Origin of the sequence: Paenibacillus sp. SORGH_AS_0306 (assembly GCF_030819345.1) — a bacterium.
Taxonomy (GTDB): Bacteria; Bacillota; Bacilli; order Paenibacillales; family Paenibacillaceae; genus Saccharibacillus; species Saccharibacillus kyungheensis.
In genome coordinates this window covers 903,615-930,104 of sequence record NZ_JAUTBP010000001.1, presented here as the reverse complement: position 1 = coordinate 930,104, position 26,490 = coordinate 903,615, and the positions used below count along the sequence as shown (strand labels likewise).

Genomic DNA, 26,490 nt, shown 5'->3' with positions numbered 1-26,490 from the left:
GATAACGCAAAATGCTTATTGATTTACAAAATAGCTTTACGTGATTTGAAATCTGTATTTTTGTAATACATGTCTGCTACGAGCAAATTCGGTCCACAGCAAGCTGCCGCATCACAATGGCAATTCACTGTCTGATTCAGTGGATGATTGTTGGTCCATTCGCTAAATACATCATCAAGCTGGCTATGAGACACATTGCCAAACGCTGGAATAGCCGCAAAATCTGTAACAAATACATCCCCTGTAAACATATTAACGTTGACCCGATTACGTCCATCTGGATCATTACGAACAGTTACATTACGCTCACGATGCAGACGGTTAATCAACTTGCGATCTTCAGCATCAGAGTTACAAGCGAAGAATGGCAATGTTCCGAATAACATCCACATGTCTTGATCTCGATGATCTAACAAATCATGAATCGCTGTACGGAACTCAGCTAGTGAGACTACAGGCAAATTCGCTGCAAAATCGGCTGCATACATCGGGTGTACTTCATGACGTCTACAACCCATTTCTTTGATCAATCGATGAATCTCAGGTAATTTGTGATGGGTACGATAATTAATCATCGTTTCCGCCGAAATAAACATGCCTGCTTTGCTCAAAAGTTGAGAGTTTTCAATCATTTTATCGTACATTTTGACAGCAACTTCACGAGGAACAGGATGTCCACTGTTCGCAAAACCCACTTCATGAAAATCATCTACAGATGTATAGTTAAATGAAATATGCATCACATCTAAGTACGGTAATAATTTCTCATAACGCCCGATATCTAATGTTAAATTAGAATTAATCTGTGAACGAATACCACGCTCACGCGCATATTTAAGCAAAGGAACGATGACTTCATCCACCGTTTTTTTGCGGAAAGTCGGTTCACCACCGGTAATACTGATTGTCTGAAGATGTTCCACTTCATCTAATCGCTTCAACATCAAAGGCAAAGGAATCATATCCGGTTCACGCATCACCAGTGAATCTCCAACTGCACAATGCTCACAGCGCATATTGCATAGATTGGTAACTGTCATCTCCACGCTGGTTAGCGTATTGCGTCCAAATTTGCGAAGTGATAGCAAAGGGTCCCACGGATCGTAACTTGGGGATAACTCTTTAAGAGGCCATTCACTTCTTTGTATTACTGTCATTTGCTTTCACCTTATTTCATGTATTAACCTTAAATCATGTATTGCATAACGTTCTTTGACTCATTAAATATGCAAAATATGACGCAAGATCTCATTTATCATACCATAAACCATCGTTTTTCGGCAGACGCTAACGCTGCTCCCGGTGTCTGCAACTGCATTCGTAACAGATCGCGGATAAATTCAGGCAAGATATATTTCACTTCATGACTTTCACTAAGAGACATATAGCCGATGCCAAATGTGAACATATCCAGACAACCTACACTGTATTCTTGTTCATCTTTCAGCTCTTGATCCCCTAAGCGAATAGCTGTAATACGATCATAAGCAGGTCGGGATAGATCATACGAGATATCTATTCCATCTACACATAGACAACCAAGCACTTTCCCTCGGAATCCAAATCCCATAATCGTTTTGTGTGTAAATTCAGGCAAAAGCGATTGTTCTAACGCTAACTTGATATTTTTTCCTTGAAGCAACGTAATACATGGATTTACCGGAGATGGGCATAGACGATGAAGCAGACCTTCTGTGACTTCGCCTGCGGGCAGATCGGCTAACAGTTGACCTGCATTCACAATCGACAATTCTGCTCCTGTAAATTGACGTACAGCCTGTGCAAGCAAATTACCAAATGGAGACTCTTGTTCATAATGAATTTCAAGTGGCGCTTCTAACATCGCTACGGTACGATTCATTCGTTCTTCAGCACGTTGGCGATGAATCACAATCGCATTTTCTATCGACGCATCACGTTCCATATGTTCAGTGATCGGAATGAGTCCTCCATCCAGTAGATGAGCACGTGCTCCCTGTGTATCTTTTTTCCAGACCATTTCTCCGATATATTGACCGAACTTGCCTGCGGCTCCAAGTACTGTAGAACCAATCCAGAGCGGACGATCTAACACATGGTGGCTATGTCCTCCTAGAATCACATCAATCTCAGGCAACTGCTCAGCAAGCTTCTGATCGGTAGGTAAGCCCAGATGGGATAAGACAACCAGTAAATCCACTTCATCACGTAACTTTGCTACCCAGGGTGCTAGACTGGCTATTGGATCACTGACATTCCATCCTAGCAATTCGTAATAATCGCTATATTGCGCTGTAGCCCCGATCAGACCTATTTTCCATGTTCCTTTTTGAATAATCCGATGGGTCTCCATCCACACAGGTGGAACACCGCTCTCCATCTCTTCTACATTACTGCAAATAATCGGGCAGCTAATTCCTGCATACGCTTGATTAAGCAGTTCAGGCGTATAGGTCAGACCTTCATTGTTCCCGATCGTAATCGCATCATAACCGGTCATATTAATAATATCGATATTGGCTCCACCGGCAGACCCTTCTGTCTCAATCGACATACGATCCATATGATCACCGATATCCAATACCAATAGCTGCTCTTCACCCAAACGTTGCTTGCGTTCTGCGATGATCGCTGCAATCGCACCCATATTTTCAAAATGACTATGAATATCATTGGTGTGTAATAGTGTTAATGTATCTTCCACTTCATTTATGTTCATAAATAGTATGTCCTCCTGCATCCGTTCCCTTTGATTGGGGTTATATAATATACATATGAACTTATGATATATTAAAGAGATCGAAAAAGCACATGGAGGCGTTAAATATCATGCAACAATATACTGTTCGACTATTTGCAGGTCTTGCTGAGCGCGTTGGCCAATCGCAAGTTATTATAGAAACTCCATCCTCTGAAGAGCTCACAGTCGCTCAATTAAAAGAACTTTTGTCTAAACAATATCCAGAAGCAAAAATAATGATCGAAGCTGCCTTCGCTGCTGTTAACCAAGAGTACGCTTTAGCCGATAATAGGATTAAGCCTGTGGATGAAATTGCTTTGATTCCTCCTGTATCCGGTGGATCAGGAATAGACACTACTACTTCACAGACAACGGACGGTTTATATCTCATTACCAGTGAACGATTACAAGCTGAAGATGTGATCGCTAAAGTGATTGATCCTAATCATGGAGCAACGTTAACATTTATCGGAACCACTCGTGAAATGACAGGTGCGATGCAGACCGTTCATTTAGAATATGAAGCTTATATACCGATGGCACTTCATCAATTGCAAAAAATTGGAGATCATATTGCAACAACATGGACAGGAACACGTTGTGCGATCAGCCATCGTATAGGAACAGTAGGTATAGCGGAGACCAGTGTGATTATCGCTGTTTCTTCGGCTCATCGTAATGATGCTTACGAAGCTAGTCGATTTGCGATTGAACGTCTTAAAGAAACTGTACCTATTTGGAAAAAAGAGATCTGGGCAGATGGTTCAGAGTGGAAAGGTGTTCAAACAGGTCCTTGGAACCCCACCGAGCCAAAATCTTGAGCTAAATGAACTGATTTCAACATTGATCCTGCTTTTTTTTCCTGATATGATACATTTACAATTTGTTTAATAAACGGGGTGCCCACATTGAGAGTGCATGTTACCGATTTGAAGCCGGGAGATACGCTTCTTAGAGATACATTCAATACATTCGGCATTCATATTATGCAAAAGGGCCATACTCTTCAGCGGGAAGATATTGCTAAACTGCTACAGCATGGTGTGGATGATGTCGACATTGAAGAAGTTTTCTCAGAACCTGCCGATATTAGCCAATCTTTATCTAGCCATCCTCTTCAAGATGCAAAAGTTCAATTTAATAGCGCTCTACAAGGGTTTGAAGATTTATTTCTAAACGCAGCCGCTCGCGGAGAGTTCGATGGTAGTCAGGTAGATGCCAAATTACAACCTTTACTTACAGAGTTACAAGAACAAAAAGATGTCGTATCTGTACTACTTTTTCTAAACGATGATAACAACTATACGTATACTCATTCACTACAAGTAGGGATGCTCTCTTATTACCTTGCAACATGGATGGGATATACCGAACAAGAAGCGTATCAAGCAGGTAGAGCAGGTTATTTACATGATGTTGGCAAATCCAAAATACCTAGTCATATTTTGAATAAGCCCGGACGTTTGACTACAGAAGAATTTGAAGAAATGAAGCGTCATACGATTTATGGTCACGATATTATTATGCAGTCTACAGGTGACAAGATCAGTGCAATGGTAGCTTTACAACATCACGAGCGCACAGATGGCAAAGGATACCCTAACGGACTGAGTCTAGATGAGATACATCCGTTATCACGTATTACGGCTGTAGCGGATGTGTACAGCGCTATGACGACAGCCAGAGTCTATCAGACCAAGCAAGAGCTATTGCGTGTTCTAAAAGAATTGCATAGAATGAGCTTTGGTCAACTGCATGCGGAGACCACTCAGACATTTATCCGTAATATGCTACCTAACTTTATCGGCAAACAAGTATTGCTTAGTTCTGGAGAAGTCGGTCAGATTATTATGACCAATCCTTCTAACTTCTTCCGTCCACTTATCAAAACGGACAAAGGATTTACAGACCTGGCGATGCAATCGAATTTGGATATTGAAGAGATCTTTATGTAAGTGGTTACTAGGTAATTAATAGATTTCAATGTACATGAAATAGACAAACAGACGTAACTGGCGGCGATCTTTCGTTGTCAGTTATTTTTGTGGTTTGTGGGCACTACCTTATACTTAACAATATAAGAACCGCCACTCAGAATAGAAAGGAGTATTATCATATGGATTTTGTAACTGTCGACTTTGAGACTGCCAATTCTAGTCGATCCAGTGCATGTTCGATAGGGATTGTAGAAGTATCGCAAGGAAAAATCGTGTTTGAACAAGAATGGTTGATTAACCCTGATCAACATTTTGATCCGATGAATATCAGTATTCATAAAATTACGCCAGCGATGGTCAAAGGTCAGCCGACTTTTCAAGAATTGTGGCCGACACTGTTACCTTTTTTTGAAAATAAATCAATCGTGGCGCACAATGCTTCATTCGATATGAGTGTATTACGATATTGTCTGGATCATGCGCTACTGGATTATCCTGCTTTTGATTATTACTGCACGTATCTATTTAGCAAAAAAATACTATCACATCTGCCTTCTCATAAATTGAATGTGATCTCCAATCATTATGATATTACCTTTAACCACCATGATGCGTTAGAAGATGCACGTGCAACAGCTAATGTGTTGTTAAAGTTGTTAGAACAAGAACAGCATATCAGCCCTGCCGAACTTGCCAAAGCACATGGCTATCAGATTGGTCAGATGTATACAGGTGGGTATAGATCCTTCTCTGCTTCGTCTGCGAAAAGTAAAAAGAAATTCGGATTCCGTTCTAACTCAAGAAAATAAAGATAGTTTATTTCTCAGATACGAACTATGTACTTTACCTGTATAGATAAAGACTGCACAACAGTATATTATTTTGTCATTTCATAACTGGTACTGATTAAATGCTTCAAGTCTGTTGCCAAAATAGAACCGTCCAATATCACCGAGTTCCAATGGTCTTTATTCAGATGATAAGCAGGCACGATAGACTCATATTCTGCTCGCCATTGTTCGATCATACCAGGTTCACATTTCACATTGATCCAGATATGATCTTCTCTTTCAAAAATCCATGCGAATGTTTTTTTGTTATGTCGGTGTCGGATTAACGTCCAATTGGCATCTTTGAATGGATGATCTTCATATACATTGTTGTATGCCATACAATAATCTATTGCTTCTTGTTTGCTTTTCATAAGTGATCATTCCTTTAAATTTATAAAAAAGCGGGGCAGAATCGGGGCAATCCCCCTTTTCTGTCCCGCTTTTAATGTAAAATTCCTTGCTATAAAAGGAATTAACCGATAGAACCTTCCATCTCAAATTTAATGAGACGATTCATTTCTACTGCATATTCCATAGGCAATTCTCTTGTAAATGGCTCGATAAAGCCCATAACGATCATTTGCGTTGCTTCATCTTCGCTTAGACCACGACTCATCAAGTAGAAGAGTTGATCTTCAGATACTTTAGATACGGTCGCTTCATGCTCAAGAGTGATGTTATCGTTCTTGATCTCATTGTACGGAATTGTATCTGAAGTGGATTGGTTATCCAGAATCAGCGTATCACATTTGATATTGGATTTAGAACCTTCGGAGTTACGTCCGAATGATGCTAGACCACGATACGTTACTTTACCACCATGTTTGCTGATCGATTTAGACACAATTGTAGATGTTGTATCCGGTGCAAGGTGAATCATTTTTGCGCCAGCATCTTGATGTTGTGCTTTACCTGCAACAGCGATAGACAATACCATACCTTTAGCGCCGCGTCCTTTAAGAACAACCGCAGGATATTTCATTGTCAATTTGGAACCGATGTTACCATCTACCCATTCCATTGTTGCATTTTCTTCAGCAACTGCACGTTTGGTTACCAAGTTGTAGATGTTTGGAGCCCAGTTCTGAATCGTTGTATAACGTACACGAGCATCTTTTTTACATACGATCTCAACAACAGCACTATGCAATGAGTTCGTGCTGTAGATTGGCGCTGTACAGCCTTCTACATAGTGAACCATACTGCCTTCGTCTGCGATGATTAGCGTACGCTCAAATTGACCCATGTTCTCGGAGTTAATACGGAAGTATGCTTGTAAAGGCACTTCGCATTGTACACCCTTCGGTACATAGATAAAGCTTCCGCCTGACCATACTGCACTGTTCAATGCTGCAAATTTGTTATCTGTTGTAGGGATAACGGTAGCAAAGTATTCACGCAAAATTTCTGGATGTTCTTTCAAAGCTGTATCTGTATCCATAAAGATAACGCCTTGATCTTCCAATTCTTTTTGCATGCTGTGATATACAACTTCAGATTCGTACTGAGCGGATACACCAGCCAAGAATTTTTGCTCTGCTTCAGGAATACCTAATTTATCAAAAGTTTCTTTAATTTCTGTCGGTACTTCTTCCCAAGTCTTACCTTGTCCTTCAGATGCTTTAACATAGTACTGGATATCGTTGAAATCCAAGTCACTGATGTCGCCGCCCCAATCAGGCATAGGCATTTTTTCGAATTGTTCCAAAGCTTTCAAGCGGAATTCTAACATCCATTCCGGCTCATCTTTCATGCGAGAGATTTCCATTACGATCTCTTTGTTCAGTCCTTTACCGGATTGAAAAATAGACTTGTGATCATCACGGAAACCATATTTATATTCTTCCATTTCTGGTGCTGTTTTAGCCATTTGTGTAGCCTCCCCATCTAATTTGTGAAGATTTTAGTTGTCTTCTGTGGCAATTCCCTTGCGTAGGGCATTCCAGGCCAACGTAGCACACTTGATGCGAGCAGGGAATTTATTTACTCCAGATAGGGCTTCGATCTCTTCGTATTCTTCAAATTCCACATCTTCGCCCTTCATGAGAGCAGAGAAGCGGTCTGCAAGTTCAAGTGCTTCTTCATAAGTTCTGCCTTTTACAGCTTCTGTCATCATTGAAGCGGAAGCCATACTGATTGAACAACCGTCTCCAGAAAATTTGGCATCTTTCACTTTGTTATCTTCCACCAAAAGTTGTAGAGATATTCGGTCACCACAGGTTGGGTTGTTCAGTTCAACCGTCATCGCTCCGTCTTCAAAAGCACCGCGGTTACGTTGATTTTTGTAGTGATCCATAATCACACGGCGGTAGAGATCATCAAGTTTCATCGCCAAAATACTCCTTCGTCTGAACCAACGCATCGATCAAACGATCTACGTCTTGTTCATTATTATACAGGTAAAAGCTTGCGCGTGCCGTAGAACTTGCTCCAAGCCATCTCATTAATGGCTGACAGCAATGATGTCCAGCACGAATAGCTACCCCGAACGTATCAAGTACAGTTGCAAGATCATGAGGATGAACACCATCCAGATTGAACGTTACAATACCGACTTTACGCTTAGCAGGTCCATAAATCGTCAAACCTTCGATCTGAGACATACGTTCCATCGCATAATTCGCAAGATGCGCTTCATGCTTTTCGATTTCATCCATTCCAATTTCAGTCAGGAAATCAATCGCTGCTCCCAGTCCAACCGCTCCAGAGATAATCGGCGTACCGCCTTCAAATCTCCACGGAGCGTCTTTCCAGTCAGATTCGTACAATCCCACATCATTAATCATCTCACCACCGAATTCGATCGGTTCCATTTGAGCAAGCAATTGACGCTTACCATATAGAGCTCCAAATCCAGTAGGTCCACACATTTTATGACTGGAAAATGCGTAAAAATCACAATCCAGATCTTGTACATCGACTTTCATATGCGGTGTACTTTGTGCACCATCTACGACCATAATCGCACCATGACGGTGAGCAATCTCAGCAATTTCTTTGACTGGATTGACTACACCAAGCACGTTAGATACATAGACGACCGAGACAATCTTTGTTTTGCTGTTAATTACTTTTTCCACATCAGCCAGATCAATATTACCATCTGGTTGTAGCGGAATATATTGAAGTGTTGCTCCTGTTGCCTTGGCTAATTGTTGCCATGGAATCAGATTACTATGATGTTCCATCGGTGTAATCACGATTTCGTCCCCTGGTTGTAGACGAGGACGACCATAAGAAGAAGCCACTAGATTGAGTGCTGTTGTTGTACCACGCGTAAAGATAATTTCTTCACTGCGTCCTGCATTAATAAAGCGAGCAATCTTTTCACGAGCACCTTCATAAGCGTCAGTCGCCCGTGTTCCCAGTGTATGAACGCCGCGGTGTACATTGGAGTTATCGTGCTCATAATAATGATTGAGCGCATCCAGTACAACCTGTGGCTTCTGAGAGGTTGCTGCATTATCTAGATAGACAAGCGGATGTCCGTTTACTTCCTGATGTAAAATCGGAAACTGCTCGCGGATAGCTGGGTTCACTGACCTAGCTTCCTTTCAACCAGTTCCTGTAAACGAGTCTGCAAACGTTCCAAAGGAATATCCGATACGACTGGAGCCAGGAAACCGTAGATAATCAGTCGCTCTGCTTCTGGACGAGTAATACCACGCGACATCAAGTAATGAACTTGTTCAGGGTTAACCTGACCTACAGATGCTGCGTGTCCTGCCATAACATCATCTTCGTCGATCAAAAGAATCGGGTTCGCGTCACCGCGAGCTTTTGGACTCAACATCAATACTTTTTCAGTCTGCTCACCATTCGAACGAGTTGCACCATGTTCGATTTTGGTAATACCATTAATGATAGCATTCGCAGATTCGCGCATGACAGCACGAGTGATCATTTGGCTTGTTGTATCTTTACCAAAATGAACTGCTTTGGTTGTATAGTTCAAACGTTGAGAACCAGAACCTACAGCAATGATTTTGGCATCAGATGTTGAACCATTTCCTTTAAGCACTGTTGCTGTATCTGTAACTGTATTGCCATCGTTCATTTCACCGATGATCCATTCAATAGAAGCATCGTTTTCAGTGATTGCGCGACGGTAACTCATATCTGTCGTACTGCCACCGAATTGGTGAACTGTTGCATAGCGAACTTTAGCGCCTGCTTTAGCAACAATTTCAACTACACCGTTATGGACACGAACATCGTCTCCTGCGGAAATATAGTTATCTACATACGTTACAGAACTGTTCGTATCAGCGACAACTAGAATACGAGGTGCAAAAGTAGCACCAGCATTTTCAGTTAAAAAGATCGCTTGTACAGGAATATTAACTTCTACGTTTTTAGGAACGTACAAGAATGCTCCACCATTCCACATCGCTGCATTAAGAGCTGTTAATTGATGCTCGTCAGGTGCAACGACTGTTGTTAGATAAGGCTTCACCAACTCTTCGTGTTCACGAGCAGCTGTTTCCAAATCTGTAAAAATAACACCTTGTGCTTTCAATTCATCAGATAGACTAGAGAAAATCGCCCCTGAATCTTTTTGTACAATTAGGTTATCGGATTCATTGCCTTCAACCAGTGCACTGATCAATGTAGGCAACTCTTCTAATGTTGATACTTTAACAGGTGCCTGATAAGTTCCATAATCCGAAAGATCCCATTTGTCGATCTTGGTTTTTTCCGGCTTAGGAAGTTCAAGTTTGGAAGCAAGTTCAAGTGCTTTCAAACGGTTCTCAGTCAACCATGCTGGTTCGTTCTTTTGTTGAGATAATGATTTAAGAGCTTCCAGATTTAATGGAAGTATCGTTTGCAATGTCATGTTATTAGCTCCTCCTTCCGTACAGTGTTTTACGCTTCTTGACCTACAGTTTCGTCTGTAATACCAAGTTCTTCTTTAACCCAATCGTAACCTTCTGCTTCAAGACGAGCAGCTAATTCAGGGCCACCGGACTTCACGATACGACCTTGCATCATTACGTGTACATAGTCAGGAGTAATATAATCAAGTAGACGTTGATAGTGAGTAATGATTAAGAATCCACGATCTTCATTACGCATTTTGTTTACGCCGTTTGCTACAATTTTAAGAGCATCAATATCAAGACCAGAGTCAATTTCATCTAGGATAACTAATTTTGGCTCAAGCAATAACATTTGCAAAATTTCGTTACGTTTTTTCTCACCACCGGAGAAACCTTCGTTCAAGTAACGGTGTGCGAATTCAGCATTCATGTCTAGCTCTTTCATGCTTCCTTCCATTTGACGGATAAATTTGATCAATGAAATCTCTTTACCTTCTTCACGACGTGCATTGATCGCACTACGCAAAAAGTCAGAGTTTGTTACGCCTGTGATTTCACTTGGATATTGCATCGCCAAGAACAGACCTGCACGAGCACGCTCATCTACTTCCATTTCCAACACATCTTCACCATCTAAAGTGACTGTTCCTTCAGTTACTTCATATTTAGGATGTCCCATCAAAGCAGATGCTAGTGTACTTTTACCTGTACCGTTAGGTCCCATGATTGCGTGGATTTCTCCACCTTTCATTGAAAGGTTAATCCCTTTAAGGATTTCCTTATTGTCGATTGTTGCTTTCAAACCTTCAATGACGAAATTCGTTGCCATAATAGTTTTGACCTCCAGTGAAATAAGTAGTTTGGTTGGATCTATATCTGTCAACAGAGAGTATAGTGACACAACTTCTCTGATGTACGAAACATAAAAAGACATTTAGATAAAGTCTAAGAATAAATCTCTCTTAGAACCATTCTAAACTGATTCTCAACGATTCTCAAGTTATTTTATAATAAATTTGAAGTAGTCGCAATGAAACGCGTAATCTTACACCATGCAAAAAAGACCTGACCGATCACTCAGTCAAGCCTTGTAGAATGTCCCGCCTGTTGCAAAGCTTGCAAAATGACAGTTCTCATTCGCTCAAACTCCGCAGCGTCCAGCACCGGCGTCAATTCGCTCGTCACCAGACCACTTGGTATAGAAATCCATGATTTGCAGCCCAGGTACTGGTCCTGCACAGGGATCTCTATCGGTCGTTCAAGTATATATACCCGCACAATCAGTAAATGAAGCGGACTTTTTCTTTTCCAATGCAAACGTTCTTCGGCAAACGTATCTGTCCAGATATGCTGGTCCAGTAAAGCATCTAGCTGGTCTTGCTCGAATATTTCCAAATCATCGGTCACTTCTGCATACAGACGAATACCAGCTGATCTCGTATCAGGAGACCAGCCGTTAAGTGATTCGTCTACCAAATGATTATATTGAGATTTGAGCAATTCACGACGTTGGTGCTCATAAGTTGGATATAAGTAAAAGGAATGATCTTTCAATTCAAAGTGACGTGTTTCTTCAACAATGCCACCTTTGCGCATCAAAAGTATCTGTGTTCCTTGCTCCAACGCCTGAATAACCGAAGCCCATTCTTTTAAAGCCAATACTGATTCCGCCATCCATCGTCGCCCTCACTTTCTGTAACGGTTTGTTATCACCTATTATATCGCAGATGTGAAGGACTTCAATGTAGCAGGGTGACACTTATGCAGTACATCTGAGATGGGATTAGTTACCCAAGAAAGAACGAAGCATCCACATGTGTTTTTCAAGATCTGCTTTGAATGCAATCAACATATCTGCTGTTGGTTGATCATCAGCCTCTTCTGCCAATTCAATTGTTTCTTGGAATTGCTCATTCACTGTAGCGAAGTCTTCGATCAATGTTTGTACCATTGTACGCGCATCTTCTGTTCCGTTCGCTTCTTGAATAGTAGCTAGTTCCAAATATTCTTTTAACGTTGCAGCTGGTGAACCTTTAAGAGTCAATAGACGCTCAGCGATTTCATCCATTTTCAACGTTACTTCGTTGTACAATTCTTCGAATTTGATATGCAATGTATAGAAGTTTTCACCTTTTACATACCAGTGGAAATTATGAATTTTTACATATAATACATTCAGGTTAGCAACCTGTAAATTTAGAAGTTCTTCAACTTTTTTAGTTTGACCTTTGTTAGTTGTATTCGTCATGATTAGTTATCCCTCTTTCTTCATTTAGGTTTAAGTATGGAGACTTTCTATCCTCAGCCTCGTCTGTTTACAAATTACCCTTGTATTTCATCTACGAAACAAATAGATATTGAAAAAAGACTGTGCAAATCCTTTCTTTTCCGATATCCTATATTTTAACGTTTACTATTTAAGTGTTGGTTATGAATAAGATGTATGTTTGACGATATATAGGACAAGGAGTGTTTCTTTATATGAATCCATCATTTTCAACTTCGGATGAGAATCCAGTTAAAGCGCCATTTGAACCTCTATTATCATTGCGTTGGGATAACGATAAATTACTAATGCTTGATCAACGGTTATTGCCGGATGAAATTATAATGCTTGAATTGTTTACGTCCGAGCAAGTCTTTGAATCTATTCGCTCAATGAAAGTACGCGGAGCACCTGCTATAGGTATCTCTGCGGCGTATGGCGTTGTTCTAGGCTCATGGGAATATAAAGGCGAAGATGCAGACCACTGGCTCAAACATGTGCTCAAAACGGCTGCTTATCTGGCTGAGTCTCGTCCAACTGCTGTTAACTTGTTCTGGGCTTTAGATCGTATGAACAAAAAAGCTCATCAATTAGCAGAACAAGCTGGTACAACTGCTGATCGTAATGCAGGTCTTTTAGAAGAAGCAATAGCTATTCATGTGGAAGATGAAGAAGTATGCCGGATGATTGGTGAACATGCCCTTCCTTTATTTAGCGATGGTATGGGTGTATTGACGCACTGTAATGCAGGTGGACTGGCTACTGCCAAATACGGTACAGCACTTGCTCCTATGTATCTTGCTCATGAAAAAGGAATCAACTTAAAAGTCTATGCCGATGAGACTCGTCCTGTGCTTCAAGGTGCTCGTCTAACAGCATTTGAATTGCAACAAGCAGGTATTGATGTTACGCTTCTCTGTGACAATATGGCAGGTATGGTGATGTCTAAAGGTTGGATTCAAGCGGTTATCGTAGGTGCAGACCGTGTGGCTGCTAATGGTGATGTAGCGAATAAGATCGGTACGTATAGTGTTGCTGTTTTGGCAAAAGCACACAATATTCCATTCTATGTAGCTTGCCCTTTATCTACTATTGATCTATCAACTGCCAGCGGTGCTGAAATTCCGATTGAAGAACGTTCTGCGGAAGAAGTAACTGAAGGATTTGGCAAGCGTACTGCTCCACAAGATATCAAAGTGTTTAACCCGGCATTTGATGTAACACCTAACGAATACGTAACTGCAATTATCACTGAAAAAGGTATTGTTTATCCTTCGTATGAAGAAGGTCTAAGAAATATATTTGAAGTGTAATCCATACTCATATTATGTCCGTATAATGTGATATCTGCTTTGCATCACGTATGATTTTGTTGAGCCGACCGGGTCCGATAGGATACCGGTCTTTTTGCCCCGAAATACAATATATTTTTGTAACATATTTCGACAACCCATCCGATAAAAGGTATAGATAAGGCTTACATTTCTATGGTTCATATGTGTTTGCTTGTTGATACAATAATAATAGGTTCCGAAGTATTTACACATGATATGCTTCATTTTAAAAATGCTAGGTTATAATGAATTGTAAAAAAATTTTAATATTCTGATAGGATAAGTGAGATGGGAGAATCATGGATAAAAAGCCAACTAACGACGAAGCCGAATTTTTATTTAACGTTGACCTGATGATCTCTGGTCGAAACAACGCTGTTGCTCTTCAAAAACTGCTTGAAATTCTCAATAATCACGAAGAATTGGCGGATTTTAGAGTTGTTTCTGGCATCAAACTTGGACAAAAGATTGAAAGTTCTTTGAAAGATAAAACCAAACAACAAACGCCTTTAGATATCTCAAGTATATCTGAAAGCAAACAATCGATTACAGCTCAAACTGCATCACTGGTCAAAAAACTTGAAAAACAAAAACAAGAAGTGAAATCAGCGGCTATCTTGCATGAAAAAATTGAAAACGATATGAACAGCTGGTTAGCTCTTTACATCAAAGATAATACATTGGTACGTTTAACGATTAACAATCGTGGTGATCGTTTCTCGATACCTTGTCGTATCTTAAATTTTGATAATGAAAATCAAACGATTAGTGTATATCATGTAGATGAAAAACAAGTGTATACTTTCAAATTGAATGAGATTGATGATTTTCAACATACTTAAATCGTTTTCTTGCACATGTATTCTTTTAGTAAAGACAATGATCAAAAAAAAGCGTTTTTCTCTTTTACAGAGAAGAACGCTTTTTTTGATTACTTTATGATTTGATTATCTTACGATTAGAAATAATGATTAGAAGCAAATGCTAGTATCTATACTTTTTACGCACGTTTGCCGTATTTGGCACCGACTAACGCTAGCATTAACCAACCAGCGATAAAGCATAATCCACCTATAGGTGTAATCGCTCCTAACACTTTGATTCCAGTGATACTCAATACATATAGACTGCCTGAGAAAATAATAACACCGACCGTAAACAATCGACCTGCCCAGCGTAATAGACTCGATTCACCAATCACTCCTGCTAAAATAGCAACCATAATAATCGCTAATGTATGTACAAAGTGATATTCTACCCCTGTTTTGAATGTCTGCATTAATTGTGCACCAATAATAGGTTCTAATAAATGAGCACCAAAAGCGCCGATCCCTACTCCAATCATTCCTAGAATAGAGCCGATAATTAAATATGTGCGTTGCATGAATATGCCTCCTGCTAATCTGTTTATTTTGATTATACCTTACTCAAATACTTGCATTTGTGAGGAAATTATGAAAAAGTAACGGTACATACATATACTGTAAAGGAGATTACATTTATGGACCCTTATGATCCAAAACGCAATTCATCATTTCCTAACCTGAAAAAAGATACGGATTCTGATCCAGCTCCAGACAATGAATTTAGAGATCCATTAGTATCAGAGCCTGTTAGAGAAGATTATGCTTCACCTACCGCTCCACCGCACTATACTGATTATAACCAGTATACCGTGAATGATCCATATGCGTTGCCACCCGGTCAAAAATGGCCGCATTCTAAATTAGGCGTAGCTTCTTTTGTGATTGGACTATCTACGATTGTGATCAATATTATTTTGGTGGTTATTGCTGTCATTATGGTTGCTTCTGCTGTTGGAAGTACAGGGACTTCTTTGGAAATGTTAGATGAAGAAAATATTACCGCATGGATGTCTGGCATGTTAGGCGGACTGGTTGTACTTATTTTGATCTGGGGATTTATGATCTTTGCTAACTTTACCGGGCTTGTATTAGGTATTGTTGGTTGTTGCATCAAGCAACGTCGCAAAATTTTTGCAATTCTTGGCGTGGTGTTAAATGCTCTTCCAGCCGCATTCCTATTACTTTCTTTGCTTCTTGGTATCTTTTCAGAAGGCAATTATTAAAAGCGATGTGTGATTAGAGTAAGTGATCAGTAATATTAGTAGCAGGTAGTAACTTCTATTCTTGTGGATAGCAGTCACTATCTGCTTTTTTGTATACTGTGAATCATGATATACTATTAGAATGTATGCTTATAGGTATATAGAATAATTGGATTCGATTGAAAGACAGGAGATTATTATGACATCTATTCGTATGTTTGTAGATAGTACTTGCGATTTGCCGAAAACATGGTTACAGGAAAATCAGATCGGTGTCGTACCTTTATATGTGAATTTTAATGATGAAGTATACAGAGATGGTATAGATATCACCCCAGCCGAATTGTATGAAAAAGTAAAACAGACCGGACAAACACCCAAAACGTCTGCACCTTCCCCGGCTGATTTTATTCAAGCGTTTCAGCCTGTTATTGACAATGGTGACACGATTATTTATATTAGTCTGTCCTCTGCGCTCTCTTCTACGTATGCGAATGCACATCTTGCCGCAAATACATTTCCCGCAGGTGCGGTCACTATCGTCGATTCTTTAAATTTATCCAGCTCGATCGGCTTATTAGTTATGAAAGCTGTTCAAGCGATCCATCAACAGCAATCGGTTACAGAGATTGTACAGTTACTTGAATCAATGCGTTCACAAATAGAGACCGAGTTCGCTATTGACTCTTTAGAGTATTTGTACAAAGGTGGACGCTGTTCTGGAATGCAAAACCTGATTGGTAGCTTGCTCAAAATTCGTCCGGTTATTCAAGTGACTACACAGGGTACACTTGTGCCGGCTTATAAAATACGAGGCAAGCGTGAAAAAGCAGTCGAACAACTTCTTCGCAATACACTGGCTCATCGACATGCTATCGATCAAGATGTTATTTTTGTAGTTCACTCATTTGCAGAAGCAGAAGCAAGACATATGCAAGCTGTATTGCGTGAACAAACCGATGCTCGCCAAGTTATGATTACTGAAGCTGGCTGCGTTATTTCCAGTCATTGTGGCCCTCAGACTATCGCTATTATGTATGCTAGAAAAATGGATTGATCCAGTACTAGACGCTAACTATTCATTAGTTATATGCAAAAAACCTGTTAAGAAGCATCGTTGATGGTATGCCTCTTAACAGGTTTCTTTATATTTAATTCAGTTGTAATGGAATACTAAAATAGAATGTAGATCCATGATGTTCTTGACTTTCGACTCCAATCGTTCCATTCATCAGCTCGATCAGATTTTTGCAAATAAACAATCCTAGTCCTGTTCCTCCATAACGACGATTCATAACCGGATGTACCTGCGAGAATGAATGAAATAATTCATTTAATTTATCTGCTGGTATGCCTATGCCTGTATCTGTAATGCGGAAGTGCAACATCATTCCATCATCTTGCGACATATAAGAAATGCCAGCGCTAATCCGAATATTTCCTTTTTCTGTAAACTTAATCGCATTACCGATAATATTGACCAGTACCTGCTTAATGCGAGGCATATCGCCGCGAGCGAGTTTGGGAACTTCCTGCTCTATATTTTTTTCAAATCGTAGATGTTTACTTTGAGCTGTAGGCAAAAACCATTGATAGACTTCATTGATTAACTCATGAAGATCAAACACATTTTGTTCCAGTTCTACATTTCCATTTTCCAGTCGATGCACATCCATAATATCATTAATAATCTGCATCAATTCGTTACCACTCTGGCGAATAATATGAATATAACTAGCTTGTTCTTCATTGAGGTCAAGATCAAGCATCAATTCAGCCATACCGACAATCCCGTTCATCGGTGTACGAATCTCATGGCTCATCATCGAAATAAATTGTGACTTCGCATAAGCAACCCGCTCTGCCGATTCTTTTGCTTCGATAATTGCTTTCTCATTCGTGCGATCGCTAAACACAACCACTACACCTATAATCTGATCTCGATCTCGCAACGCATTGGTCTGATAAGAAGCAAAAAAGCTAGAACCATCGCGGCGAAAAAACACATCTTCTGTTACCCGTCTTGAAATGCTGTCTTGCATCGTTAACTCTACTGGATGATGGGCAAGAGCATACGGCTCTCCATCTGCTCTGGTATGCATTAACACATCGTGTACAGGCGATCCTATAAATTCTTCTTTGGACACGCCTAACATAGAAGATGCTGCTGCATTCAAAAAGATACCATTACCTTCAGTATCTACTCCATAAATGCCCTCTGAGACAGAACTCAAAATTAAATTGTACTCATCACTGATCTTTTTAATCTGTTCGACATACTTTTTGCTTTCTGTAATATCTGTCGCTATTCCGAATACACCTGTAATCTCGCCACTTACGATAATAGGTACATTTGTAATATTCACTTCTATTTGATGACCGGTATGATGTACTAAAGTCGTCTCGTAATTTTGTGGTAATCCCATTTTGGCTTTGTTGAAATGATCTAATGCTTGCTCACGTAGATCAGAATGAATCAACTCGGCAAAGTAGATATTTTTTAGTTCTGTGCGATCATATCCACTTTGAATTTCGGCAACAGGATTAAGATTAAATAAACGACCTTGTAGATCAAATGTATAGACACCCGAAGGATTGTATTCGACAAGTGATTTGTAACGCTGTTCGCTTTCTTGTAGACGCTGTTCAGCTAATTTCCGATCGGTTACATCTCTGGATACAGCGATCACTGTGCCCTTGATTCCTTCAACCTGACTAGGGGTATACGTTGCTGTACTCTCTAACCAGATATAATGACCTGCTTTGTGTTGAAAACGATAATGTACCGTCTGTTGCTCGTTGTGCTCTGTGACCGTTGTAATCCCGTTGATATAATCACGTACATTTTGAAAATCTTCAGGATGATAAAAAAGATAAGCACTTTTGCCGATCAGTTCTTCGCCTGTATAACCAAGCAACTTTTTCACAGAAGCAGATGTATATACAAAACTCAAATGTTCATCTGCGGTATGCGAAGAAATCAAGTCCAATGTATTATTGGACAGCATACGATATTGCCGTTCACTTTCACGAATCAGATCTTCCATCAGACGACTTTCTGTTATGTCTTGAATAGTACCTACGATTTGGCGTGTACCATCTTGATCATCGGTCACCAGAGTTCCCTGAATATTCACTGTTTTGATCTGATTAGTGCGATCGACCAGTCTACATTCGATATTGATATGTTCTTGAGCGACCGATTGCCGAAAAGCAGTCCGTACTTTATCACGATCATCATAATGTACCATTGCCAAAAAATGACGATATAACAATTTAGCAGATGGAGATTCCAACCCTAAAATAGCCAGAAATTGCTCTGAACAGATTAATTCCTGTGTGTCCAAATTCCAATCCCAGTATCCAAAGCCTGCGATACTTTGTGCCAGTGCTAACCGTTCTTCGCTTTTGCGAAGTTCTTCTTCCGATTGCTTACGGGCAGTAATATCGCGTCCTATCCCCATATATTGACATATTTCTCCATGCTCATCTGTAATCGCTTTGACTGTAAGTTCGATCCATTTATACGTTTTGTCTTTGCATATACAACGAATCTCAACCGCTTTGCGAGATTGAAATGGAGGTTCTAACTGCAAAATATCTTCTGGATAGATTAAATCGGTAGATAAGGTTTGTATTAATTCTGAAGGTAAATACCCTAGAATCTTTTCTACAGAGGGCGAAATGTATGTAATTCTACCTTCTGCATCCGAGCAAGTAATCAAATCATCTGCATTTTCAGAAATTAAACGATACATTCGTTCAGCTTCTTTAAACTTTTGTTCGATATTGTTGCGTGAAGTGATGTCTTTGGCAATTCCGTAAATGCCTACAATTTCTTTCTGAATTACGATCGGTGTATATGTAACATCTAGATCAATCAAATGCCCTTCTCGATGGTAAATTTGAGTCTGAAATTGAACAGATTTGCCCTCCAATACTTCTGCAACATATGGAGAACGTATATCAGTACGTTCTTCTCCAAAAATTCTATTGTTATCAACATGTTCTAGCATATCTATGGTATAACCTGAAATCTTCTCTACACCTGGATTGATATAAATGTAATTTCCCTTTTTGTCCATAACGTATATCGCATCAGGGTGGTATTCAAAAAGAGATCGGTACGCACCACTTTCAGATATCAGGTTTTGAAGAATTTCATGTTCATGATTGTCCAATGGTCTATCCCTCTCAATCTTTCTTATGCCCTTAATGTAAAGCAATGATGAACTGTTTGGACTGGTGATGATGGTCTACTTTACTATTAACCTATATTGGTCATGATCCTTTCAAATGTAGCGCAAAAAATTCACTTACAATTTCAAGTACATCATTTCGAGTCATAAAAGTAGTCGAAGAATGACCGACACCTTCCAAAATATATAGATCCACTTCCGCAGACATCGCTGCTAACGCATCATACAAAAACTGACTTTGACGTAGCGGTACCACTTGATCTTGATCTCCATGCATAATCAAAAACGGCGGTACTTGAGCAGGAATATGAGAAGAAAGATGATGAATCGGATTGGATTGATCTGCTGTGTCTATTTTATGTCGTAAAGGTCCACCCATCAGTAACGAGATTACAGGCAATTCGTATTCACTCTGGAAATCTGCCTGAATATCAACCGGACCTGCAAAATCGACTACCGCTTTGACACTACTGGAATAACCTTGCCATTGTCCTTGTTGATCCCATTCGGATTGGTCTCCAGTTACACCTACTAATGCAGATAAATGAGCACCTGCGGAGTGTCCCCAGATGCCGATATGTTCTGGATCGATATGATAATCAAGCGCATGAGCACGTAAAAAACGAATCGCTGTTTTGATATCTTCTAATTGTGCAGGAAAAGGCGCTTTGTTGACTGTTCGGTATTCTACACAAGCGATCACATATCCTTGACGGGCTAATTTGGAAAGAGCAGGAATATGTTTGTAAGGATCGATATCTACCCAAGCTCCACCGACCACCCAGACGATTAACGGCAACGGTAAATGAGAAACCGGACGCAAGATATTCATTTTTAATGATTGTCCATTTGCAAAACGAGCAAATTGAACGTCTGGAATCAACTGAACAAAATAACCGTCCTCGGTCTGATGAGCTAAATGTTTGATTTCTGGCACAATGTTTCCTCCTTGAAAATGATATTGTATAATTTAGACAACAGAACCATTTCTTTATATAGCAATAGAGCCAAACTCGAAAGTGGGGAGACGAGAGATTGATTACAGTGACAGGGATACATCTGCCTGATTTATTATCGTTAGAAGATATGGATATGTTACGTAGTAAAGTATCATCTGCAAGAAAAGAAGCTTCTTTGAAATTTGTTAGACAGCAAGATGCTCAGCGTGGATTAATAGGAGAACTGCTTATTTTATATAGATTACGTACCCATTATCATTTGCAAGATGATCAGATTCAGTTAGACAAAAATAAGTATGGCAAGCCTTACTTACGCAACTATCCCCATATTCATTTTAATGTATCCCATGCAGGTAACTGGATTGTATGTGTTGATGGTGATGTTCCCGTAGGTATTGATATTGAACAGGTACGTCCAATAGATTTTGGAATAGCCAAGCGATTCTATACTCCTGATGAATATCAATTGGTATTGAACGCACCGGAAGATCGACAGCTACAGACTTTTTATGAATTATGGACATTAAAAGAAAGCTACATCAAATTTGTAGGCAAAGGGCTTTCTATTCCGTTAGATTCATTCTCTATTTTGCAAGATGATATCCAAAACTATCAAGTGACTTCTACGAAACCAATCGACACCCCAAGTTTTTTCCGTCATATTTCTATCGATTCACAGTACAAATTAGCCGTCTGTGCAGCAGAACCGTTAGGTCCTCTTCCGCTCGTGATGCTAGATTGGACTGAACTAATTCCGTAATTTTATACATATGGGAGCATTTAGTTCAAATTTAAGTTTATTTTTATGCAATTTGTATAACTATGTATTATACACTTCTATAATCATAACATCTAATTCCTATGATTTAAAAGGATCTTTGTGATATATCCTCTATAACAAAGGTCTTTTTTGTGTTTTCTATATGTAATCATTTACACTTATATTTACGTATTTATTCTTATATTGTCACTTTATGTAAAAATGATTACGCTGTATAGGTGGTTAGAAAAAAGTACCCGGGCTTTCTTTTTAACCTCATCTGCTTATTCACTTGTCGCGCTTACTATTGTCTTGCTTATGATATGGATACGATTGTATATACTCAAGGAGGAATAAGATGTATGCATAAAAAATGGAGTATAGGATTAGCTACATTATTAATGTTCTCATCAATAGCAGTCTGGAATCCTTCGGTACAAGCGGCTACAGATATAGGCAAAGAAACATTAGGAACTAAAAATGGCTGGGCAGCTTATTCTGGTGGAACTACAGGCGGTGCCAAAGCAACCACTGCGAATATATTCACTGTAACTAATCGCAAACAGTTAGTAGATGCGCTTGGAAGTGCTACTAATACTACTCCTAAAATCATTTATGTAAGCGGTACAATTAATATCAATGTAGATGATAATAACCAACCACTCGGTGCCAATGATTATAAAGACGCTGGCTATGATTTTAATGCTTATCTCAAAGCTTATGATCCGGCAACATGGGGAATGTCTAAAGTTCCTTCCGGTACACAGGAAGACGCTCGTAAAGCTTCGCAAAAAAATCAAGCTAGCCGAATAAGTATTACTATCCCTTCCAACACTACGATTGTAGGTAAAGGTACCAATGCTATCATCAATGGTGTTAATTTTCAGGTGAAAAGCGGTACAGACAATATTATTATTCGTAATATTGAATTTCAAGATGCTTATGATTATTTTCCATCATGGGACCCTACAGATGGCAGTACAGGCAATTGGAATTCTGAATACGATAGTATCACGATCAAAGGGGCTACTCATTTATGGATAGATCATTGTACATTTGACGATGGTGCTCATCCTGATAGTGGCAATGGAGAATATTATGGTCGTGAATATCAACATCATGATGGTGCTGTAGATATGAGTAATGGTGCTGATCTATTAACTCTGTCTTATAACTATTTCCATGATCATGACAAAACTACGATTATCGGTTCAAGTGATAGTACAACCAGTGATGAAGGTAAATTACGTGCTACTTTGCATCATAATTATTATAAAAATACAGTTCAACGTACCCCTCGCGTACGCTATGGACAAATTCATGTGTATAACAATTATTATCAAGGCAGTACTACAGGCGCTTATGCTACCCTGTATATCTGGGGTATTGGCAAATCTTCCAAAATCTACGCTCAAAATAATGTGATTGATGTAACAGGCCTAACCGCAGATCAAGTCGCAAGTCCGCTTAAAGGCACCGCACTGTATGATACAGGCACTTTACTAAATGGAGTCGCTATTAATGTTGCTACCAGTGCAGGTCTGAGTACAGATGTAGGTTGGACGCCTACGTTGTATGATGCAATTGCTACTTCTACGACTGTCAAGGCTACTGTGACTGCTCAAGCAGGCGCTGGTAAACTCTAATCTAAGTTGTACCTATCAAATAAGCCGTAGGATTCTCTTAATGATTAGAGAGTCCTACGGCTATTTATGATTTCATGTGAATAATCTGAATTATGCTATACATTTGATGATTTATTGAGAACGAATAGCAGTCATCGTTGTATGCCAGTACTCTAACTGGGCTTTGACTTGCTCATCTTGCGCCACCTTCTGCATTCGCTCTACCACATTACGTAATGTATCATATTGACTGGCTACCCACGGTTTGGTTTGAAGCAGTTCGCACCAGAAAGCGATCAGACGATCTGTTCGTACTGAATCAGTCTGAGCTAACTGTTCCCATAACTGTTGATCGATAATCAGCATAATTTCTATCCATTCATTAGGATGATCTAGCTTTTCTAATTGATCGAAGATTATCAATCGGTCTTCGACCGTTTTGCGTAGCTGACGATCTACGACACGCCGTTTTAATTCACGCGATTGCTCCAATACAGATACAGGCTGAATACTTTGCTTGAGCACAGTGAGCATCATTTGCAAGGCTACTTCTTCTTCACCACGCATCGTATAGAGCATTTGCGACGCGCGCTCTAAGCTGGCTATATTGTGACTTCGATTGTATTTGAGCAATAGATTACGAATAATTGTTGCTTTACGAGTTAGTTCTTTTAACGCTGGCATTAATGTAGGATGCTGATCTACTATCGCTTGTAAGCCTGTTACATTTTGCGTCAAATACGTTAATCGTTGCTCCATCGCTTCTTTGTGTTCGTACCAGATATGGAATGCCCGAATATCGGCTTTGATATGATTATCGATAAAGTTCTGAATACTATTTTGTAAAATATCATAGATTTCCATACCATAAAAGTGGGCGCTGGCTTGCTGAATATCATTACGTCTCCAAGATGACGGGCAAGAATCTACATAGTCTTGCAACTGTTCAATCAGACCCTCTAATGTAACAACTACAGCGATCACTTTGGGAGAATGTACAGGTGCTTGCTGATAGCGAATCGTAATGAGACGCTTATGCGATTCTTGAAATGAGAAATGAGCTGCTAGCACTTCTTCGATAGGAATAGAATACTCTCCATATTGAAAATCGCGATTGTATCCGCTTGCCCAGAATATACCCTGCTCCAAATCATATCCATGTAGCATAATATCATGAGAATAATGCTCTTCTTGATAAAAAGCAGTATGGGACAAATAAAATTCATCAATAAACATCACCAGATACTTTTCTTCATTAATAAGCTGTATCCATGTATGAATCAATTGCTCTGCATTCAGATCTGCACAATCGGTCTCATTCGTCTCCAACCAGGGATAGTCGCTAAAGTCATGTGGATGGTAAAAATCAACCCACTGGTAATTAGGAGAACTCAACTGGATAAATTGATGATACACCCACGGCAAACACTCTTCATGAGTCATAATAACAGATAGAGCATACCCCAAGTACTGATATCCTTTAACAAAAGGTTTGGCTAAAGGCAAGATTTTCTGCGAATCAGACGGAATAGGTTGACGGACTAACGATGCTTCGTAATGAGTATAGGAATACGTACTAGAATTCATCATGGCACCGCCGTCCATTCTGTAGAAGGTACGATATTTTGCTGTCGCAGTAACAAATCTTCAGGATCGCCTTGCTCACGAATCAAATACGATTTGCCTTTATAATACAGCACCTCAGCAGGTGTAGCATGCCCCAGAAATTGAATAGGGCTGTATGTTAATCCATACGCACCGGATTGCAGAATACATATGTAATCACCAGCATGGATAACAGGCAACTCTACATTTTTGAATAAACAATCATCCGGCGTACACAGAGGCCCTACAATACTGGTAACCTGCGTCTGCTCTGTATCTGGCGTATGATGTCTTGGAATAATTTCGATCGGATAATTGTTGCGTGGTCGTCTACCTCGAAATGTAGCTCCTGCATGGTGGTGCATCCCACCATCCACAATCACAAAATGTTCGCCTTTGGATACTTTGGTATATTGCGCCTGACAGACATAGATTCCAGCAGCGGCTAATAAATAGCGACCACTTTCGATAATAAAAGAACTATGGCGCAGATGAACACTATATTCATCTATGAGCAGTGTCAGTTGTTGCATCACATATTCTATATCCAGTGGACGTTCATGGGAAAAGTAAGGAACTCCAAATCCACCACCCAGATTCACAATATCCAGTTGAACCGAATATCTAGCTTGAAGTTGTGCTGCCAAAGATAAAGTATATCTAAAATTACTCAGCAACACCTCTGCATCCATAATCTGTGTACCCGCATAGACTTGAATACCGATCACTTGAATATGTGACATCTCAGCCGCACGCTGAAATACTTGATCAAGTTGAGACTCATCAATCCCAAATGGTCGGGCTACCCCTGCCATCTGAATGGACGATCCCCCGATTCCTTCTCCATCTGGATTCACCCGAATACCGACTCTTACATGGCAATCATATTCTGTAGCAATCTGATGAATCGTTTCTAACTCTGCTAGTGATTCGATATTGATACAATAAATCTGATGCGCTATTGCTGTCCGTAATTCTTTTTCACTTTTCCCCGGGCCTGTATAAATAATCTCTTCTGGTAAATACCCTGCCGCTTCAGCGAGACGCAATTCTCCTAAAGAAGCAATCTCAATATGACAGCCCCATTCACGTAAAAGGCTAGCTAGCGCTATATTGTTATTGGCTTTTAACGCATAATGCAATTGAACTTTGGGATGTAGCATTTGTTGAAAAGAGTGAATATGATCAGCTAATTGATCTCCATTGTAATAATAAAAAGGCGTTGGATACTGCTGTAACGCTTCATATAAAGGATTATTTTCTGATAAATGACTCATCCATGTTCATCTCCTAACCATTTGGCATTACACATGCAACCATGTTCAACGAGAAAAAGATTTTGATAAGAAAAAGATGTTTGCTAAA

General features: G+C 39.7%; 24 protein-coding genes. 9 read left to right on the top strand and 15 right to left on the bottom strand.

The window, feature by feature from the left end:
* Positions 1 to 23 precede the first annotated feature (23 nt).
* Together yfkAB and QE450_RS04005 are read right to left on the bottom strand one after the other, a co-directional pair.
* The gene (gene yfkAB / locus QE450_RS04010; protein ID WP_273615518.1) at positions 24 to 1,157 is read right to left on the bottom strand and encodes a radical SAM/CxCxxxxC motif protein YfkAB; all 1,134 of its coding nucleotides are present in this window, start codon (positions 1,155 to 1,157) and stop codon (positions 24 to 26) included.
* Between the two features lie 98 nt (positions 1,158 to 1,255).
* On the bottom strand, positions 1,256 to 2,698 hold the full coding sequence (locus tag QE450_RS04005; RefSeq protein ID WP_274170489.1) for a bifunctional metallophosphatase/5'-nucleotidase: 1,443 nt from the start codon (positions 2,696 to 2,698) through the stop codon (positions 1,256 to 1,258).
* Positions 2,699 to 2,808: 110 nt separating this feature from the next.
* Between QE450_RS04005 and QE450_RS04000 the strand changes: the two genes are divergently transcribed.
* The 3 genes from QE450_RS04000 to QE450_RS03990 all read left to right on the top strand — a co-directional run bounded on the left by QE450_RS04000 (position 2,809) and on the right by QE450_RS03990 (position 5,465).
* Positions 2,809 to 3,540, top strand: coding sequence for a molybdenum cofactor biosynthesis protein (locus QE450_RS04000; protein WP_273615516.1), 732 nt, complete (start codon positions 2,809 to 2,811; stop codon positions 3,538 to 3,540).
* Positions 3,541 to 3,627: 87 nt separating this feature from the next.
* On the top strand, positions 3,628 to 4,674 hold the full coding sequence (locus tag QE450_RS03995) for an HD-GYP domain-containing protein (protein WP_273615515.1): 1,047 nt from the start codon (positions 3,628 to 3,630) through the stop codon (positions 4,672 to 4,674).
* Between the two features lie 161 nt (positions 4,675 to 4,835).
* Positions 4,836 to 5,465: a 3'-5' exonuclease gene (locus QE450_RS03990; protein WP_373461942.1), complete on the top strand. Its 630-nt coding sequence runs from the start codon at positions 4,836 to 4,838 to the stop codon at positions 5,463 to 5,465.
* A 68-nt stretch (positions 5,466 to 5,533) separates the two neighbouring features.
* Here the strand turns inward: QE450_RS03990 and QE450_RS03985 are convergent, their stop codons facing one another.
* The 8 genes from QE450_RS03985 to QE450_RS03950 form a co-directional block, all read right to left on the bottom strand.
* Positions 5,534 to 5,860: an MmcQ/YjbR family DNA-binding protein gene (locus QE450_RS03985; protein WP_307297151.1), complete on the bottom strand. Its 327-nt coding sequence runs from the start codon at positions 5,858 to 5,860 to the stop codon at positions 5,534 to 5,536.
* A 101-nt stretch (positions 5,861 to 5,961) separates the two neighbouring features.
* Positions 5,962 to 7,359: a Fe-S cluster assembly protein SufB gene (sufB, locus tag QE450_RS03980; protein ID WP_204824849.1), complete on the bottom strand. Its 1,398-nt coding sequence runs from the start codon at positions 7,357 to 7,359 to the stop codon at positions 5,962 to 5,964.
* 33 nt (positions 7,360 to 7,392) lie between these two features.
* Positions 7,393 to 7,818: a Fe-S cluster assembly sulfur transfer protein SufU gene (gene sufU / locus QE450_RS03975; protein ID WP_273615513.1), complete on the bottom strand. Its 426-nt coding sequence runs from the start codon at positions 7,816 to 7,818 to the stop codon at positions 7,393 to 7,395.
* Positions 7,808 to 9,028 carry a cysteine desulfurase gene (locus tag QE450_RS03970; RefSeq protein WP_274170493.1) on the bottom strand — a complete coding sequence of 407 codons (1,221 nt, stop codon included), beginning with the start codon at positions 9,026 to 9,028 and terminating at the stop codon, positions 7,808 to 7,810. Before QE450_RS03970 ends, sufU begins: the two co-directional genes overlap by 11 nt.
* Positions 9,025 to 10,326: a Fe-S cluster assembly protein SufD gene (gene sufD, locus QE450_RS03965; protein ID WP_273615511.1), complete on the bottom strand. Its 1,302-nt coding sequence runs from the start codon at positions 10,324 to 10,326 to the stop codon at positions 9,025 to 9,027. The genes QE450_RS03970 and sufD overlap by 4 nt, the downstream gene beginning before the upstream one ends.
* 29 nt (positions 10,327 to 10,355) lie before the next feature.
* Positions 10,356 to 11,138 carry a Fe-S cluster assembly ATPase SufC gene (sufC, locus tag QE450_RS03960; protein WP_069326962.1) on the bottom strand — a complete coding sequence of 261 codons (783 nt, stop codon included), beginning with the start codon at positions 11,136 to 11,138 and terminating at the stop codon, positions 10,356 to 10,358.
* 248 nt (positions 11,139 to 11,386) lie between these two features.
* On the bottom strand, positions 11,387 to 11,983 hold the full coding sequence (locus QE450_RS03955) for a DUF1802 family protein (protein WP_274170494.1): 597 nt from the start codon (positions 11,981 to 11,983) through the stop codon (positions 11,387 to 11,389).
* A gap of 109 nt (positions 11,984 to 12,092) precedes the next feature.
* Positions 12,093 to 12,557, bottom strand: a complete 465-nt coding sequence (locus QE450_RS03950) for a Dps family protein (RefSeq protein WP_204824853.1) — start codon at positions 12,555 to 12,557, stop codon at positions 12,093 to 12,095.
* 233 nt (positions 12,558 to 12,790) lie between these two features.
* Here QE450_RS03950 and mtnA point away from each other — a divergent pair, with 233 nt between their 5' ends.
* Entirely contained in the window at positions 12,791 to 13,888 is a 1,098-nt protein-coding gene (gene mtnA / locus QE450_RS03945; RefSeq protein ID WP_301261498.1) for an S-methyl-5-thioribose-1-phosphate isomerase, read from the top strand.
* 320 nt (positions 13,889 to 14,208) lie between these two features.
* Entirely contained in the window at positions 14,209 to 14,751 is a 543-nt protein-coding gene (locus QE450_RS03940; RefSeq protein WP_273615508.1) for a hypothetical protein, read from the top strand.
* Between the two features lie 158 nt (positions 14,752 to 14,909).
* Here the strand turns inward: QE450_RS03940 and QE450_RS03935 are convergent, their stop codons facing one another.
* On the bottom strand, positions 14,910 to 15,293 hold the full coding sequence (locus tag QE450_RS03935) for a DUF423 domain-containing protein (protein WP_307297135.1): 384 nt from the start codon (positions 15,291 to 15,293) through the stop codon (positions 14,910 to 14,912).
* A gap of 117 nt (positions 15,294 to 15,410) precedes the next feature.
* Between QE450_RS03935 and QE450_RS03930 the strand changes: the two genes are divergently transcribed.
* Together QE450_RS03930 and QE450_RS03925 are read left to right on the top strand one after the other, a co-directional pair.
* A complete protein-coding gene (locus QE450_RS03930) occupies positions 15,411 to 15,998 on the top strand; it encodes a hypothetical protein (protein ID WP_307297132.1) in 588 nt (195 codons plus the stop codon).
* A gap of 178 nt (positions 15,999 to 16,176) precedes the next feature.
* The gene (locus QE450_RS03925; protein WP_301261501.1) at positions 16,177 to 17,034 is read left to right on the top strand and encodes a DegV family protein; all 858 of its coding nucleotides are present in this window, start codon (positions 16,177 to 16,179) and stop codon (positions 17,032 to 17,034) included.
* 94 nt (positions 17,035 to 17,128) lie between these two features.
* Here QE450_RS03925 and QE450_RS03920 read toward each other — a convergent pair whose 3' ends face one another.
* Positions 17,129 to 20,158, bottom strand: a complete 3,030-nt coding sequence (locus tag QE450_RS03920; protein ID WP_307297128.1) for a PAS domain S-box protein — start codon at positions 20,156 to 20,158, stop codon at positions 17,129 to 17,131.
* Positions 20,159 to 20,258: 100 nt separating this feature from the next.
* Positions 20,259 to 21,113, bottom strand: coding sequence for an alpha/beta hydrolase (locus QE450_RS03915; RefSeq protein WP_273615503.1), 855 nt, complete (start codon positions 21,111 to 21,113; stop codon positions 20,259 to 20,261).
* 107 nt (positions 21,114 to 21,220) lie between these two features.
* Here QE450_RS03915 and QE450_RS03910 point away from each other — a divergent pair, with 107 nt between their 5' ends.
* Both QE450_RS03910 and QE450_RS03905 read left to right on the top strand, forming a co-directional pair.
* Positions 21,221 to 21,895, top strand: coding sequence for a 4'-phosphopantetheinyl transferase family protein (locus QE450_RS03910; protein WP_273616271.1), 675 nt, complete (start codon positions 21,221 to 21,223; stop codon positions 21,893 to 21,895).
* Between the two features lie 401 nt (positions 21,896 to 22,296).
* Positions 22,297 to 23,541 carry a pectate lyase family protein gene (locus QE450_RS03905; RefSeq protein WP_307302583.1) on the top strand — a complete coding sequence of 415 codons (1,245 nt, stop codon included), beginning with the start codon at positions 22,297 to 22,299 and terminating at the stop codon, positions 23,539 to 23,541.
* Positions 23,542 to 23,652: 111 nt separating this feature from the next.
* Here the strand turns inward: QE450_RS03905 and QE450_RS03900 are convergent, their stop codons facing one another.
* Both QE450_RS03900 and QE450_RS03895 read right to left on the bottom strand, forming a co-directional pair.
* Positions 23,653 to 25,110, bottom strand: coding sequence for a hypothetical protein (locus QE450_RS03900; protein ID WP_307297123.1), 1,458 nt, complete (start codon positions 25,108 to 25,110; stop codon positions 23,653 to 23,655).
* Positions 25,107 to 26,402 carry a type III PLP-dependent enzyme gene (locus QE450_RS03895; protein WP_307297121.1) on the bottom strand — a complete coding sequence of 432 codons (1,296 nt, stop codon included), beginning with the start codon at positions 26,400 to 26,402 and terminating at the stop codon, positions 25,107 to 25,109. Before QE450_RS03895 ends, QE450_RS03900 begins: the two co-directional genes overlap by 4 nt.
* Positions 26,403 to 26,490: the final 88 nt, after the last annotated feature.